General features: G+C 60.4%; 14 protein-coding genes. 13 read left to right on the top strand and 1 reads right to left on the bottom strand.

The genetic code is table 11. The features are described 5' to 3' along the window. The first annotated feature begins 135 nt into the window (after window positions 1-135). From M9924_01160 to M9924_01135, 6 genes are all read left to right on the top strand, one after another. Window positions 136-1,626 carry a replicative DNA helicase gene (locus M9924_01160; protein MCO5063001.1) on the top strand — a complete coding sequence of 497 codons (1,491 nt, stop codon included), beginning with the start codon at window positions 136-138 and terminating at the stop codon, window positions 1,624-1,626. A gap of 18 nt (window positions 1,627-1,644) precedes the next feature. Further along, window positions 1,645-3,051 (top strand): DNA repair protein RadA, encoded by a 1,407-nt coding sequence (gene radA / locus M9924_01155; GenBank protein ID MCO5063000.1) that lies wholly within the window; start codon window positions 1,645-1,647, stop codon window positions 3,049-3,051. Between the two features lie 23 nt (window positions 3,052-3,074). Further along, window positions 3,075-3,725, top strand: coding sequence for a CvpA family protein (locus M9924_01150; protein ID MCO5062999.1), 651 nt, complete (start codon window positions 3,075-3,077; stop codon window positions 3,723-3,725). Between the two features lie 60 nt (window positions 3,726-3,785). Continuing rightward, a complete protein-coding gene (gene purF / locus M9924_01145; protein ID MCO5062998.1) occupies window positions 3,786-5,255 on the top strand; it encodes an amidophosphoribosyltransferase in 1,470 nt (489 codons plus the stop codon). A 9-nt stretch (window positions 5,256-5,264) separates the two neighbouring features. Then, window positions 5,265-6,023: an SDR family NAD(P)-dependent oxidoreductase gene (locus tag M9924_01140; GenBank protein MCO5062997.1), complete on the top strand. Its 759-nt coding sequence runs from the start codon at window positions 5,265-5,267 to the stop codon at window positions 6,021-6,023. A 73-nt stretch (window positions 6,024-6,096) separates the two neighbouring features. Beyond that, window positions 6,097-6,795, top strand: a complete 699-nt coding sequence (locus M9924_01135) for a 2-acyl-glycerophospho-ethanolamine acyltransferase (GenBank protein MCO5062996.1) — start codon at window positions 6,097-6,099, stop codon at window positions 6,793-6,795. Between the two features lie 33 nt (window positions 6,796-6,828). Here M9924_01135 and M9924_01130 read toward each other — a convergent pair whose 3' ends face one another. Next, the gene (locus tag M9924_01130; protein ID MCO5062995.1) at window positions 6,829-8,664 is read right to left on the bottom strand and encodes an LTA synthase family protein; all 1,836 of its coding nucleotides are present in this window, start codon (window positions 8,662-8,664) and stop codon (window positions 6,829-6,831) included. Between the two features lie 292 nt (window positions 8,665-8,956). Between M9924_01130 and fabD the strand changes: the two genes are divergently transcribed. The 7 genes from fabD (at window position 8,957) to gmk (ending at window position 15,218) form a co-directional block, all read left to right on the top strand. Continuing rightward, a complete protein-coding gene (gene fabD, locus M9924_01125; protein ID MCO5062994.1) occupies window positions 8,957-9,892 on the top strand; it encodes an ACP S-malonyltransferase in 936 nt (311 codons plus the stop codon). A gap of 24 nt (window positions 9,893-9,916) precedes the next feature. After that, window positions 9,917-10,654, top strand: a complete 738-nt coding sequence (fabG, locus tag M9924_01120) for a 3-oxoacyl-[acyl-carrier-protein] reductase (GenBank protein MCO5062993.1) — start codon at window positions 9,917-9,919, stop codon at window positions 10,652-10,654. 219 nt (window positions 10,655-10,873) lie between these two features. Next, window positions 10,874-11,110, top strand: a complete 237-nt coding sequence (locus M9924_01115) for an acyl carrier protein (protein MCO5062992.1) — start codon at window positions 10,874-10,876, stop codon at window positions 11,108-11,110. 25 nt (window positions 11,111-11,135) lie between these two features. Then, window positions 11,136-12,398, top strand: coding sequence for a beta-ketoacyl-ACP synthase II (fabF, locus tag M9924_01110; GenBank protein ID MCO5062991.1), 1,263 nt, complete (start codon window positions 11,136-11,138; stop codon window positions 12,396-12,398). Window positions 12,399-12,480: 82 nt separating this feature from the next. After that, complete coding sequence (gene mltG / locus M9924_01105) at window positions 12,481-13,635, top strand: endolytic transglycosylase MltG (protein ID MCO5062990.1); 1,155 nt, start codon at window positions 12,481-12,483, stop codon at window positions 13,633-13,635. Window positions 13,636-13,679: 44 nt separating this feature from the next. Further along, complete coding sequence (locus M9924_01100; protein MCO5062989.1) at window positions 13,680-14,558, top strand: YicC family protein; 879 nt, start codon at window positions 13,680-13,682, stop codon at window positions 14,556-14,558. Window positions 14,559-14,570: 12 nt separating this feature from the next. Then, window positions 14,571-15,218: a guanylate kinase gene (gene gmk / locus M9924_01095; GenBank protein MCO5062988.1), complete on the top strand. Its 648-nt coding sequence runs from the start codon at window positions 14,571-14,573 to the stop codon at window positions 15,216-15,218. The last annotated feature ends 3 nt before the right edge of the window (window positions 15,219-15,221 follow it).

Here is a 15,221-nt window from a genome sequence, read left to right as displayed (position 1 = left end):
GTCAATCACCTGTTTCAGTTCGCCTGTGAATCAGTGTGAATCGCGGGCACCGCGCTATCACCGGTAAACTTTGGTGCAACATTGGGGCATTGCGTCTGATACCGCCATTTGGAGCGCGGGGACCGAAAGAGAAAAATGGCCGAGGCAGCACGCAAATTCCAGGTGGCGGAAACGCCACTTTATCGTGAGGCTCCCAATAATGTGGAGGCGGAACAGGCGTTGTTGGGCGCAATTCTGGTCAACAACGACGCCTATTACCGCGTTTCGGATTTCTTGAGGGCGGAGCACTTTTTCGAGCCGCTCCACCGGAAGATTTTCGAGGTTGGCGCTGAGCTCATCCGCATGGGCAAGATGGCCAATCCGGTGACGATGAAGAACTTCGTTCCCGCGGAAGAAAAGGTTGGCGACATGACGGTGTCGCACTATCTGGCGCGCCTTGCCGCCGAAGCCGTCACTGTGATTAACGCCGGCGACTATGGCCGCGCCATCTATGAGCTTGCCACGCGCCGCGCGCTGATTTCGGTGGGCGAGGACATGGTGAACGTCGCTTATGACGCGCCCGTGGATATGTCGCCGCGCGAGCAGATCGAAACGGCAGAGCGCCGCCTGTTCGAACTGGCCGAAACAGGCCGCTACGACGGCGGATTCGAGAGCTTCACCGATGCGGTCAAGACCGCCGTGGACATGGCCAATGCCGCCTATATGCGCGACGGCGGTCTGTCCGGCATATCGACCGGCATCCGGGACCTGGACAGGCGAATGGGAGGGCTGCAGCCCTCGGATCTCATCGTGCTCGCGGGACGCCCCGGCATGGGAAAGACATCGCTTGCGACGAACATCGCCTTCAATATCGCCCACGCATACGAGCCCGCGCAGCAGGCTGACGGATCGTTCAAGGCAAGCAATGGCGGCGTGATCGGCTTCTTTTCGCTCGAAATGTCGTCCGAGCAATTGGCCACCCGTATCATCTCCGAGCAGACGGAGATTCCCTCGTCCAAGATCAGGCGAGGCGAAATCACCGAATCCGATTTCGAAAAGCTGGTGGCTTGTTCGCAGACCATGCAGAAAATTCCGCTCTTCATCGACCAGACCGGCGGCATTTCCATTGCGCAGCTTGCGGCGCGCGCCCGACGCCTCAAGCGCCAGCGCGGGCTGGATGTGATCGTCATCGACTATATCCAGCTCATGACCGGCTCATCGAAGCGGGCGGGCGAAAACCGGGTGCAGGAAATCACCGAAATCACCACCGGCCTCAAGGCGTTGGCGAAGGAACTTGGCGTGCCGATTGTGGCGTTGTCACAATTGTCGCGTCAGGTGGAAAGCCGCGACGACAAGCGGCCGCAACTGTCAGACCTTCGCGAATCCGGCTCCATCGAGCAGGACGCCGATGTCGTCTTATTCGTCTATCGCGATGAATATTACCTCAAGAACCGCGAGCCCAAGCCCGGAACAGAGGACTATCTGAAGTGGGAAAATGAGATGAACGAGGCGCGTGGGAAGGCCGAGGTCATTATCGCGAAGCAGCGTCATGGCCCGACAGGAACGGTCCAGATGGGCTTTCAGGGCGAATTTACCCGCTTTTTCGACCTTGCCGACGACAGCCACCTTCCGGAACGGATGGAATAGGGCGGTCCGGCCTGAACCATGGCAAAAACGCGCGTTCAGTTTGTGTGCCAGGCATGCGGCAATGTCTCTTCGCGCTGGGCGGGCAAGTGCGAGGCCTGCGGCGAGTGGAACACGCTCGTCGAGGAAGGGACGGCAGGCGGCATCGGTTCCGGTCCCGCAAGCCTGCGCAGTCCGCGCAAGGGCAGGGCGGTGGCGCTTGCCACGCTTTCGGGCGACATTGAAGACGCGCCACGCATCGTCAGCGGCATCGGCGAGCTTGACCGCGCGACGGGCGGCGGCTTCGTTCGAGGATCTGCTTTGCTGGTGGGCGGCGATCCCGGTATCGGCAAGTCAACGCTTCTGATGCAGGCCGCCGCCGCGCTCGCGCGTCAGGGTCACCGGATCGTGTATGTTTCTGGCGAAGAAGCGGTTGCGCAGGTTCGATTGCGCGCACGAAGGCTGGGCGCGGCTGACGCCCCGGTAGAACTTGCCGCCGAAACCAATGTGGAGGATATCCTGACAACCATCGGGGAGGGCAAGCGCCCCGATCTCGTCATTCTCGATTCCATCCAGACACTTTGGACGGACCTTGCTGATTCGGCTCCGGGAACCGTCACACAGGTGCGCGCGGCGGCTCAGGCGATAATTCGCTACGCGAAATCCACAGGTGCCGCGGTGGTGCTGGTCGGCCACGTCACGAAGGAAGGGCAGATCGCCGGACCGCGCGTCGTGGAGCACATGGTGGACGGGGTCCTCTATTTCGAGGGCGAGGGCGGGCACCACTATCGCATCCTGCGCACAGTGAAGAACCGCTTCGGCCCGACCGACGAAATCGGCGTTTTCGAAATGTCGGACAAGGGCCTGCGCGAGGTCGCCAATCCGTCCGAACTGTTCCTCGGCGAGCGCCACGCGGCCGCGCCCGGCGCGGCGGTTTTCGCCGGAATGGAAGGCACGCGTCCGGTCCTCGTCGAGATTCAGGCGCTGGTTGCTCCATCACCGCTCGGGACGCCGCGCCGCGCCGTTGTCGGCTGGGACAATTCCCGCCTTTCGATGGTCCTCGCGGTGTTGGAAGCGCATTGCGGCGTGCGCTTCTCGACCAATGATGTCTATCTCAATGTGGCCGGCGGATATCGCATTGCGGAGCCCGCTGCCGACCTTGCCGTCGCGGCGGCGCTCGTGTCGTCGCTCACCGGTCTTGCCCTGCCCGCCGATTGCGTCTATTTCGGCGAAATCAGCCTCTCGGGCGCCATAAGGCCGGTTGCGCATGCGCAGCAGCGACTTAAGGAAGCCAGGAAGCTGGGTTTTGTTCAGGCTGTGTCGCCGGTTGCAGGCTCGCGGGACGACGAGCAGACGCAGTCGGCAGGTGTCGCCGAGTTCCAGCCGACGACCTTGGCGGATCTGGTGGCGCGCATTGCCGGGTCGAAACGGGGACGGGCGGACGGTTGACCGCATCACGAGGGTGATTATTCATGCCAATCACGCTGCTTGACGGAATTGTCGTCGGCTTCACGCTGGTATCAGCAATGCTTGCGATGGTGCGGGGCTTTTCGCGCGAGGTGCTTTCGATAGCCTCTTGGGCGGCTGCCGCTGCCGCAGCCTATTTCTTCTACAAGCCCGTCATTCCCTACGTGCAGCCCTATATCGACAATGAGCAGCTCGCGATGATCGCGGCGGCCGGCATTGTCTTTCTCGTCGCGCTGATCATCGTGACCCTCATCACCATGAAGATTGCCGACTTCATCATCGATTCGCGCATTGGCGCGCTCGATCGTACCCTCGGTTTCCTCTATGGCGCGGCGCGGGGCGTACTCGTCGTCGCCGTGGCGCTGCTGTTCTTCAACTGGCTCGTCGGCACAAATCCGCCTGCTTGGGTCGCGAACGCGAAATCCCGTCCTTTGCTCGACAGCGTGGGGGCGTGGATCGAAGGTCTGATGCCTGATGATCCTGAGAACTCGATCCTCAAGCGTCTGAAGCCCGGCGCGCAGACACCCGCCGAGGGCGAGCAGGGTGCGGCCCCGGAAGGGGCCAATGAAGCGCCAGCGGCTGACGGTTCGACCGAGCCCGCGCCGGATGCCGATGCGCCTGCGGATGATGCGGTTCCGCCTGCGACAAACAATTAGCTCGAACAATGATCGAATGCGCACTATATAGGCGCTTTCCGCAACTGGGACTCGATCATCATGGCTGATGCAGGCTTGGGCCAATCCGCCGAAGCGGACGATCATTTTCACGATGAATGCGGAGTGTTCGGCATCTTCGGTCGACAGGATGCCGCGGCAATTGTCACGCTTGGCCTGCATGCGCTCCAGCACCGGGGTCAGGAGGCGGCAGGTATCGTCTCGTTTGACGGTGCCCAGTTTCACATCGAGCGCCATGTTGGCCTGATCGGCGATACCTTCACCAAACAGGCTGTGCTGGACCGTCTGCCGGGCAGCCGCGCCATTGGCCACACGCGATATGCAACGACCGGCGGCGCGGGCATGCGAAACATCCAGCCCTTTTTTGCCGAACTGTCGGAAGGTGGCTTTGCGGTCGCGCACAATGGCAACCTCACCAACGCGCTCACCATCCAGCGCACGTTGCAAAAACAAGGGTCGATCTTTTCATCGACTTCCGACACCGAGACCATCCTGCATCTCGTTGCGACCAGCAAGGAACGCGGGCTGAATGCACGGTTCATCGATGCCGTGCGGCAGGTCGAGGGCGCATTTTCTCTCGTCGCCCTATCCTCGAAGAAAATGATCGGCTGTCGCGACCCGCTGGGCATCCGCCCGCTGGTGCTGGGTGATCTGGACGGCGCTTGGATCCTGGCATCCGAAACCTGCGCTCTCGATATTATCGGCGCGCGCTTCGTGCGCGACATCAAGCCGGGGGAAATGGTCACAATCACATCCAAGGGTGTCGAGAGCGAATTTCCGTTCGAGCCTGTCAAATCGCGCTTCTGCATCTTCGAATATGTCTACTTCGCACGCCCCGATTCCATGGTGGAAGGCCGCAACGTCTACGACGTGCGCAAGCGGATCGGCGCGGAACTTGCCGTCGAGAGCCCGGTGGAAGCCGACATCGTCGTTCCCGTACCCGATTCGGGCACGCCGGCGGCGATCGGCTTTTCACAAGAGGCCGGGATCCCATTCGAACTAGGCATTATCCGGAATCACTATGTGGGGCGCACCTTTATTCAGCCGGGAGATGCAATCCGCCATATGGGCGTCAGGCTGAAGCACAATGCCAACCGGCGCATGATCGAGGGCAAGCGCGTGGTTCTGGTCGATGATTCGATCGTGCGCGGCACCACCAGCCAGAAGATCGTTCAGATGGTGCGCGACGCCGGAGCGAAGGAAGTGCACATGCGGATCGCTTCGCCGCCCACGCGCTCCTCGTGCTATTATGGTGTCGATACGCCGGAGAAGGCCAAACTGCTCGCCTCGCGCATGTCGATTGAGGAGATGGCGGAGTTCATTCGTGTCGATTCGCTCGGTTTCCTTTCCCTGGAAGGACTATACCGGGCCGTAGGCGAGGCGGGTCGTCACAACGAGCAGCCCCAATTCTGCGACGCGTGTTTCTCTACGGAATATCCGACGCGGCTGACGGACATAGAAGGTTCCGACAATGTCCGTACCCTTTCCCTGCTTGCCGCCGGGAGCCAGTAAGAGTGCTGCATGAGCACGCCTGACCTTACCGGCCGCATCGCGCTCGTCACCGGCGCGTCGCGTGGCATTGGCTATCACATCGCAAGGCAGATGGCGGCGGCAGGCGCCCATGTCATAGCCGTCGCGCGCACCGTCGGTGGGCTGGAAGACCTTGATGATGAGATCAAGCAGGAGCACGCTCGCACCGGCAAGGGCGAAGCGACGCTGGTTCCGCTCGACCTTTCGGACATGCAGGGTATCGACCGCCTCGGCGCTGCGATAAATGACCGCTGGGGCAGGCTCGATGTCCTCGTAGCAAATGCGGGTGTTCTCGGTACGATTTCGCCAATCGGACATGTCGAGGCCAAGGTGTTTGAGAAGGTGATGAACATCAACGTCACCTCTACGTGGCGGCTGATTCGGTCTGTCGATCCGCTTCTTCGCAAGTCGGACGCTGGCCGCGCTATCCTTCTGTCGTCGGGCGCGGCGCATTCGGCACGCGCCTTCTGGGCTCCCTACGCTGCTTCCAAGGCGGCAATCGAGGCGATGGCGCGCTCCTGGGCCGACGAGGCCAGGACATTTGCACTCAGGGTGAATTGCGTCGATCCGGGCCGCACACGCACCGCGATGCGGGCGCAGGCTGCTCCCGGCGAAGACCCCATGACCCTGCCGCATCCATCTGAAATCGCTACGCGTATCCTGTTTCTGGCCGACCCGTCCCTTGAGCGCGCCGGGGAAATCTATCAGGCGCAGCCTGACCGCTGGGTGCGTCACCAAATGCCTTCCTGAATTTCGTCGAGCCAGTTGACCGCGACCAGCCAGCCGCTAGTTTACGTTCGGCGGGTGCGGTTGGGAGGTCCGAATGATCCTGACGGGAAAGATCCTGCTGCTATTGTTCGCAGCCTACACCGCGTATTGCGGCTGGCTGACCTACCGGCTCGGATTATCGTTCCGCCAGGCGCTGTTCTACGCACCGCTGAAACTGGCCTATCGCATAGATGACAGTAGCGTGGGCGGGATACGATCCGTGCCGCCTGCGGTGATCTATGTCATCAGCCACCGTTCGCGTCTGGAGCCGGCGCTTGCCCTGTCTCTTCTACCGGAAGAGACCTTGCACATTCTGGACGCCCGTTCGGCTAAGTCCGCACGGCTGGAGCCCTATCGCGAATTGGCGCGGACGATAGCGTTCAACACCGAGCATCTTTTCATCAACCGCAGGCTGGTGCGCCATCTGCGCAGGGGCGGCAGGCTGGCGGTCTATCTTCCGGAAGGAATACAACCCGACACCAAGGAATTCAGGCTGTATCGCGCCGTCAGCCGAATTGCCGAAAGTGGGCGTGCCGCAATCGTGCCCCTCCATTTCGAAGGAACGTGGCTCACGCCCTTTGCATTCAGGAAGCAGGAACGGAGGAAGCTGCTGCCGCGCATTCGCGTTGCGGCGCTGCCTGCAAAAACAGTCCTCGAACTTGCATCGACAAATGGACAGCGCGGATCATCGCACGCGCTCTATGCGCGACTGAGCGAGGTGTGCAAGCCTGAGGAAAACGCGAAAGCAGCCTGAATCAGATAGAATGATTCAGGCTGCATCGGCAGCCTATACCCCGTCAGGTCGCGGGGTCTTGGGGAAGAAGGCTTCCGTTCGGTAGGCATTGCCAAACATGGCGTCATACTGAAGTAGCCGAAAATCATTGATGCTCGGGTCGACATCCTTGGCCCTTGACCAATCCGGTGTCGGCTCTCCATTGGCCCCCAACAGCAGATGTCGCTCCACGACATGATACTTGCTGTTCAGTTCTCCGAGAAAGCCGGTGTAGTAGGGGTGGCTGATGCCGGCGGTCTTCAGCACATAGAAAGGCAGGAATGCGGGGCTGATGGTCCCGATATCCCGTATCGGTCCATCCTTGTTTGACCACACCACGAGTGGCGTTTCGCGGTGGAGGGCGAGCGCGTCCGGCGGTTCACGGCGATCCGGCACCGGCTCCTTGAGGAATTTCGTTTCCACATAGCCGAGATTCAGCGGCGGCAGGTGATCGCCGAAAAAGGCGATGACGGTGGGCCGGTCACGGTTCTGCGCCCAATCCATCAGCCGCTTCAATTCCTTATCGGCATCATGCGCGCCTTCGGCGTAGGAGAGTATCGATTGGCGGGTGGTTTCGGTCGTGGATGCCTCAACTTTGATGACTGGATCGGGATACCGATACGGCTCGTAGGGTCCGTGACTTTGCAGGCTGACGGCGAAATAGAAGAAAGGTCGATCCGCCTGGTCCGCATGCCGAATGATCTCGTCAGTCAAGGATTCGTCGGATATGAGCGGTCCTCGCGCCTTCATGGGCGGCAGATTTTCTATTGAATAGAAGCGATCGAAGCCGAAGGCATCGTAGACGGCCTTTCGGTTCCAGAACCACCCCTCAAAGGGGTGCATGGCCATTGTTTCATAGCCCTCTGACCGGAAGAAGCTGGCGAGCGAGGGGACGGCTTTGCGCACATATTGCTGGTAGGGAATGCTTCCATAGGGCAGGAACGCGTTTGAAAAGCCGGTCAGCGCCTCAAACTCGACATTGGCGGTCATGCCGCCGAACTCAGGCGAAAAGACATGGCCCGAATGTGCATTGCGAACATTCGGAATGGGATCGGGGCTGAAGGACACTCCGGGCAGCCGCGTGGGGTCCCAGAACGATTCGCTCATGACTATGATGATGTCCGGCCTCTGCTGCGGCAGCGCGACAGGCGCGTTCGCCGGAGGATTGATCGCCGCCATCGCTTTCTGACTGTAGCCGTGCGGTGCGTTGACCTTCGCCATCGGCACGTTCATTGCAAAAGCCAGCGCAAATCCGTTCGATGCGTAGTTTTCCTTCTGGTCCCACATGATGGGAATGATCTGCAGCCGGTCGCGCGTCCAGGAGAAGGTCGCGTAGTCCATAATGGATACGAAAAATGCAAGTGCGGGCACGGCAACCGCCACGCGCCACACGCGGCTCTTGTGGCTTATCCGGGGACCGTTGCGATGCCAGTGTCGCCATACAGAAAAGAGGGCGGCGATTGCGGCGATGCCAACAACCACCATGCCAACGGCCAGCCATGGCCGTTCCCTGACCAGGAGAGGCATAAGCTCCATGATCTGCCGGGCATAGAGGAAGTCAGTCGGATAGAGCGGGTCGCCCAGATAATGCGCCTTCTGGTGACCGATGAAGGCAAGGAGGAGCGTGAAAGGCGCAAGGATAAGGATGCCAATGTGCCGCCGCCCGAAGATTGCGTCAAGCAGCGTGAGCACAAGGGTAAAGACGATGATCGTCGTCCAGCCGGGCTTGAAGGGCTGAAAGAAGAACTGCACGGTCGATGCGACATCGCCGCGGGCGACGAGTTCGATCAGGAAAACCAACGCCGCTGACAGCAATATCGACGCGCCCAGCGAACGCAGGGAATCGCGCACATCGCGCTGGCGCAGCTTTGCCACCGCCGCCCTAAAGATGCCCGCGCCAGCGGCCCTTCTGATTTCGCTTTCTCTACGCTCCACTCCGAACTCCCGAGACAGCCGGCAAATGTAATCAAACTGTCATGTCTATGTCACAAATGCAGCTTTTTGGCGGAATTGAGAAGTGCCTCTTTTGTTCCATCCAAAAACCAATTCGGCTGAAATTCGGCATGCCCGGAATGTTGGCCGGTCTTGACTTGCCATGACGCTTGGCGTCAGACGTTTTCGAAAGACTTCAGGGCAGGAAAAAATGTCGATAGCTTTCACATTTCCGGGGCAGGGCAGCCAGGCGGTCGGCATGGGCAGGGACCTGGCGGAGCGGTTTCCTGCGGCAAGGGCGGTTTTTCAGGAAGTCGATGAAGCGCTGTCGCAGGAGCTTTCGAAAATCATCTGGGAAGGGCCGGACGAGACGCTGACGTTGACCGCCAATGCGCAGCCGGCACTGATGACTGTTTCCCTCGCCGCGATCAGGGCGCTGGAATCCCAAGGCTTTATTCTGGCGGACAAGGTTGCTTACGTCGCAGGGCATTCCCTTGGCGAATATTCGGCGCTCGCAGCAGCAGGAACCTTTTCCATCGCTGACACGGCCCGGCTGCTCCGCATTCGCGGCAACGCCATGCAAGCCGCGGTGCCCGTGGGCGAAGGAGCAATGGCCGCTATCATCGGGCTGGAGCAGACGGATGTCGAAGCGGCTTGCGCGGCGGCAGGCCCGGCGGTGCAGATCGCAAACGACAATGGTGGTGGTCAGCTTGTCATTTCCGGTGCGAAGGCCAATGTGGAGCATGCCGCGCGAATCTGCACCGAGAAAGGTGCCAAACGCGCGATCATGTTGCCGGTTTCCGCGCCATTCCATTCCCAATTGATGGCCCCGGCAGCCGACGCCATGCGCGAAGCCCTTGCGGATGTTGCGCGAAACGCACCTGTGGTTCCGGTCATCCCCAACGTGTCGGTCGCGCCCGTCACCGATCCTGACGAGATCGTGGCGCGCCTTGTCGCGCAGGTAACGGGCCGCGTGCGTTGGCGCGAAACCGTGGACTGGTTCGGCGCAAACGATGTGACCACGCTCTATGAAATCGGCGCAGGCAAGGTCTTGTCCGGCCTCGCGCGGCGCATAAATCGCGAGCTTACGACTGCAAATATCGGTACGGCGCCCGAAGTCGAGGACGCCTTGGCGGCTTTCGCCTGAACACCAACCGGATTGGATTTGAGCATGTTCGACCTGACAGGACGCAAGGCGCTGGTGACGGGGGCGACTGGCGGCATAGGCGAGGCAATCGCCCGCACGCTGCACGCGCAAGGCGCGACGATCGGCCTTCACGGAACTCGGGCAGGGAAGCTGGATTCACTGGCCGCCGAACTCGGCGAAAGGGTGAAGGTGTTCCCCGCAAATCTCTCCGACCGCGATGCGGTCAAGACATTGGGACAGAAGGCGGAGTCTGAACTCGAAGGAGTCGATATTCTCGTCAACAATGCCGGAATTACCAAGGACGGCCTGTTTGTGCGCATGCCCGACGACGATTGGGACGCGGTCATCGAGGTCAATCTCACGGCGGTATTTCGCCTGACGCGAGAACTGACCCACCCGATGATGCGCAGGCGGTTCGGGCGGATCATCAACATCACTTCGGTCGTGGGTGTCACAGGAAACCCCGGGCAGGCTAATTATTGCGCGTCCAAGGCGGGCATGATCGGCTTTTCCAAGTCGCTGGCTCAGGAAATCGCGACGCGCAACGTGACCGTGAATTGCGTCGCTCCCGGTTTCATCGAATCCGCCATGACCGACAAGCTGAATGAAAAGCAGAAGGAAGCGATCATGTCCGCCATCCCGGCGCGGCGCATGGGAACGGGTGAAGAGGTTGCGTCGGCGGTCGCCTACCTTGCGTCGAACGAGGCGGGATACGTCACCGGGCAGACATTGCACGTTAACGGCGGAATGGCCATGATTTGAAGGAAATGCGCCAGCGTTGCCTCAAACTCGGCTGTGCGCAAGTTGGAACGGACCTCTCACGGGCTTTTACAGGCTGAAAATTTCGTGTAATCGGCGTGGCGAGGAAATGCGCGGGCCGGTTTCTCCGGCCTGAAAGTCAAAAAATGTTTAGCGCTTGATTAGCGGCAATGGGGCCGCTAACGAAGGACATACAACATCACTGGAATAAGGATTGCCCACATGAGCGATACCGCAGAACGCGTCAAAAAGATCGTCGTCGAGCATCTTGGCGTTGATGCCGACAAGGTCACCGAAGGCGCGAGCTTCATCGACGATCTGGGCGCAGACAGCCTCGATACCGTCGAACTGGTGATGGCGTTCGAAGAGGAATTCGGCGTCGAAATACCGGACGATGCCGCCGAGACGATCCTCACCGTGGGCGATGCGGTGAAGTTCATCGACAAGGCTTCCGCCTGATCGACAACGTTCCGGCTGGCGCTGAATGAGACGTGTCGTCGTAACCGGCATGGGCCTGCTCTCACCCTACGGGGTGGGAGTGGATCATAGCTGGAAAGAGCTATTGTCGGCACGCAGCGCCGCACGCAGGGTGACCGAATTCGAGGTCGAAGACCTGCCTTGCAAGATCGCTCACGTGATCCCACGCGGCGACGGTTCGAACAATACGTTCAGTCCCGAAGCCGTGCTGGAACCCAAGGAGCTTCGCAAGATCGGCGATTTCATCCTCTATGGAATCGCTGCTGCGGATGAAGCGTTGAAAGACGCTGGCTGGAAGCCGGAATCCGAGGACGACAAATGCGCCACCGGCGTGATGATCGGCTCCGGCATCGGCGGCATCGAAGGCATAGCCGAACAGGCTTTGGTGCTGCATGAGCGCGGCCCCCGCCGTGTTACGCCTTTCTTCATTCCTGGCAACATCATCAACCTCGTATCCGGTCAGGTCTCCATCCGCCACGGTCTCAAGGGACCGAACCATGCGGTGGTCACCGCCTGCTCCACGGGTGCGCACGCCATCGGCGATGCTGCCAGGCTCATCGCGCTTGGCGATGCGGACGTGATGGTGGCAGGCGGCACGGAATCGCCCGTTACCCGCCTTTCACTGGCAGGCTTTGCCGCCTGCCGCGCACTTTCCACCGAGCGCAACGATACGCCGCAAAAGGCATCGCGGCCCTATGATAAGGACCGTGACGGCTTTGTGATGGGCGAAGGTGCGGGGGTGGTCGTTCTGGAAGAGCTGGAACACGCGAAGGCGCGGGGCGCAAAGATCTATGCCGAAATCACCGGATATGGCATGTCCGGCGACGCCTATCACATCACCGCCCCGGCGGAAGATGGCGACGGTGCGTTCCGGTGCATGACGATGGCGCTAAAACGTGCGAAGCTCTCGCCTGCCGACGTAGACTACATCAACGCACATGGGACCTCGACCATGGCCGACACGATCGAGCTTGGCGCGGTCGAGCGACTGGTCGGCAATGCCGCATCCAAGATTTCCATGTCGTCGACCAAGTCCTGCATCGGCCACCTTCTGGGGGCGGCAGGTGCGGCGGAGGCGATCTTCTCGATCCTTGCCATTCGGGACAATATCGCGCCGGCAACCATCAATCTGGACAATCCGGAGCGGGAAACGGCAATCGATCTCGTACCCAACAAGCCTCGCAAGCGCCAGATCGATGTTGCCTTGTCGAACTCATTCGGTTTCGGCGGAACCAATGCTTCGCTGATCTTCCAGCGCTATAACGGTTGAGATCGCCGCACACGCGCCAATTTTGGCGGCAATGAATTTATGTGCATTCCGGCATAGCCGATTCGAACTTGCGGATAGCGAGATGAGCACCAACTCACCGAACGAAGTTGAATTTGGGCGTCGCGCGACGGTACCGCCGACCGCGACTGCAAAGCCCGCCAGCGAAGCCTTGAGGCAGGAGGCGGCCTCCAAGACGGCGAAGCGCTCGCGTCATTCACGCAACCGCTTCGTCGTATTCTTCAACCTGTTGATTTCATTTGCAGTTCTTGCTGCGATTGCGGCCTTTGCGGCGCTCTGGTTTGGCAAGTACGAATTCAACGCACCGGGACCGACGACGGAAACACGAACGTTTCTGGTGAAGCCAAACACCGGTTTGAACCAGATATCCAACGGCCTTGAGGAAGAAGGCATCATCAGCAATGCAAAGGTGTTCCAACTCGGCGTCCGCGCCAGCGGCCATATGAGCGCTCTGAAAGCAGGGGAATACGAGATCAAGCCCGGCTCATCGATGCGCGAGATCATGGATCTCATGCAGAGCGGCAAATCCGTCCTCTATTCCATAACCATACCCGAGGGCCTGACCGTGGAGCAGGCATTGCAGAAGATCGCGGATACACCGGAGCTCTCTGGCGATCTGCCGTCCGAAACGCCGGCTGAGGGGACGCTCGCGGCTGATACGCAGCGGTTCACGCGCGGCACTGAACGCAAGGTCATTGTCGCCAAGATGCTTTCCGACCAGAAGGCGCTTGTCGAGGAGATCTGGGCGAAGCGAACCGATGGCCTGCCGATCAGCAATATCAACGACTTCGTCACGCTCGCTTCAATCGTGGAAAAGGAAACGGGGATTGCGGAAGAACGCCCCCTCGTCGCTGCGGTTTTCGTCAACCGGCTCAAGAAGGGAATGCGGCTGCAGTCCGATCCCACGATCCTCTATGGCCTGTTCGGCGGACAAGGGCGACCGGCGGATCGCCCGATCTACCAGTCGGACATCCAGAAGCCCACGCCCTACAATACCTATGTCATAGAAGGCCTGCCGCCGACCCCGATTGCAAATCCGGGCCGGGCCGCGCTTGAAGCCGTCGCCAATCCCGCAAGGACAAACGATCTCTATTTTGTCGCGTCGGGCGATGGCGGGCATGTATTTGCGGAGACGCTGGAAGAGCACAACAAAAATGTCGCTCGCTGGCGTGCCATCCAGAAGCAGCAGGGTGCGCCTGCGGACGAGCCGCAGCAGTAGGCTCGCGGGCAATTCCGGAGACCAATTTGGCAAACTTGCAGAGTATGACCGGCTTTTCTCGTGCGGCGGGTGATGTCCGCGGGACGACCGTCACATGGGAAGTGAAGTCGGTGAATGGCAAGTCGCTGGAAATGCGGCTGCGTCTGCCGCCCGGACAGGAGCGGCTGGAAGCCGCCGTGCGGCAAGCTCTCCAGAAGCGGTTTTCTCGCGGCACGTTTCAGGCATTGCTTACGCTGGTGCGCCCCGCGCAACTGCAAGTGCAGCCGATCGTCAACGAAACCTTCCTTCGGGACGTGGCCGAACTTGCACAGCGATTGGAAAATCAGTTCGGCGCTGCACCGGCGCGCGCCGACGGCCTGCTCGGCCTGCGTGGCGTGCTGGACATACCCGAACCGCTTGAATCCGACGAGGACCGCGCAATCGCCGATGCGGGGGCGCTTGCCGTCCTTGAAACCTCCTTGGAAGGACTGGAGGCTGCGCGCCGCGATGAAGGCAAATCCCTGGCCGTAGTCCTGAATAGCCATCTCGATGCGATAGCGCTGTTGGCCGACAGGGCGGAAGCCGATCCGGCGCGCGAGCCATCGGCGATCCGGGAAAGGCTGGCGGAGCAGGTGAGATTGCTGATGGACACGTCCGGCGGCAGTTTCGACGAACAGCGGCTTCACGCGGAAGCCATGCTGCTGGCGACGAAGGCAGATATTCGAGAAGAGCTTGATCGCCTCAAAACGCACGTTGCGGCTGCGCGCACGCTTCTTGATGCGGGCGGCGTGGTGGGCCGACGTCTCGACTTTCTGGCGCAGGAACTCAATCGCGAAGCGAACACGCTGTGTTCGAAGTCAAATGCGGCATCGCTCACTGCAATCGGGCTTGACCTGAAGGCCTTGGTGGATCAATTCCGCGAGCAGGTCCAGAATCTGGAGTAGTGGATGCCGCAAATGCCCCAAATGCTGCCCATTGCAAGGCGCGGCCTGATGCTCGTCATCTCGTCGCCTTCGGGGGCTGGTAAGTCGACAATTGCGCGAAATCTTCTCGAGGACAAAACGCTTGGCATGTCGCTTTCGATCAGCGTTACGACGCGTGAGCGCCGCCCCAGCGAAATTGACGGCGTGCACTACCATTTCATCACCAAGCGTCAGTTCGATCAGATGCGCGATAGCGACCAGTTGCTGGAATGGGCGGAGGTTCACGGCAATTTTTACGCCACACCGCGCGAGCCGGTCGAATACGCTATGTCGAAAGGGCAGGACATGCTTTTCGACATAGACTGGCAGGGTGCGGCCCAGATGCGTGACAAAATTCCTGCCGACGTGGTGTCGGTCTTCGTGTTGCCGCCGCGCATGGCGGAACTCGTTCAGCGCCTCAAGCGCCGCGCCGAAAACACGGAAGATGATATAACCCGGCGGTTGAAGAATGCCCGGTCGGAAATCCAGCAATGGACCGAATACGACTACATCATCATCAATGACGATCTTGACCGTGCCTATAGTGAGGTGCGTGCCATCGTGATCGCCGAGCGCCTGCGCCGGGACAGGCGTCCCGGCCTGTTCGATTTCGTCAACGGCCTGCTGGACGAGACAATCTAGAAA

It is taken from the genome of Rhizobiaceae bacterium (assembly GCA_023953835.1).
In the GTDB taxonomy this organism is placed as follows: domain Bacteria; phylum Pseudomonadota; class Alphaproteobacteria; order Rhizobiales; family Rhizobiaceae; genus Mesorhizobium_G.
This window is presented reverse-complemented; position numbering and strand designations above follow the sequence as displayed.

Excerpts from the sequence above, each read along its gene's own strand:
- M9924_01115 (MCO5062992.1), top strand. The coding sequence starts at position 10,874 with ATGAGCGATACCGCAGAACGCGTCAAAAAGATCGTCGTCGAGCATCTT.
- fabF (MCO5062991.1), top strand. The coding sequence starts at position 11,136 with ATGAGACGTGTCGTCGTAACCGGCATGGGCCTGCTCTCACCCTACGGG.
- M9924_01160 (MCO5063001.1), top strand. The coding sequence starts at position 136 with ATGGCCGAGGCAGCACGCAAATTCCAGGTGGCGGAAACGCCACTTTAT.
- M9924_01140 (MCO5062997.1), top strand. The coding sequence starts at position 5,265 with ATGAGCACGCCTGACCTTACCGGCCGCATCGCGCTCGTCACCGGCGCG.
- radA (MCO5063000.1), top strand. The coding sequence starts at position 1,645 with ATGGCAAAAACGCGCGTTCAGTTTGTGTGCCAGGCATGCGGCAATGTC.
- gmk (MCO5062988.1), top strand. The coding sequence starts at position 14,571 with ATGCCCCAAATGCTGCCCATTGCAAGGCGCGGCCTGATGCTCGTCATC.
- fabG (MCO5062993.1), top strand. The coding sequence starts at position 9,917 with ATGTTCGACCTGACAGGACGCAAGGCGCTGGTGACGGGGGCGACTGGC.
- M9924_01135 (MCO5062996.1), top strand. The coding sequence starts at position 6,097 with ATGATCCTGACGGGAAAGATCCTGCTGCTATTGTTCGCAGCCTACACC.
- purF (MCO5062998.1), top strand. The coding sequence starts at position 3,786 with ATGGCTGATGCAGGCTTGGGCCAATCCGCCGAAGCGGACGATCATTTT.
- fabD (MCO5062994.1), top strand. The coding sequence starts at position 8,957 with ATGTCGATAGCTTTCACATTTCCGGGGCAGGGCAGCCAGGCGGTCGGC.
- M9924_01100 (MCO5062989.1), top strand. The coding sequence starts at position 13,680 with ATGACCGGCTTTTCTCGTGCGGCGGGTGATGTCCGCGGGACGACCGTC.
- M9924_01150 (MCO5062999.1), top strand. The coding sequence starts at position 3,075 with ATGCCAATCACGCTGCTTGACGGAATTGTCGTCGGCTTCACGCTGGTA.
- mltG (MCO5062990.1), top strand. The coding sequence starts at position 12,481 with ATGAGCACCAACTCACCGAACGAAGTTGAATTTGGGCGTCGCGCGACG.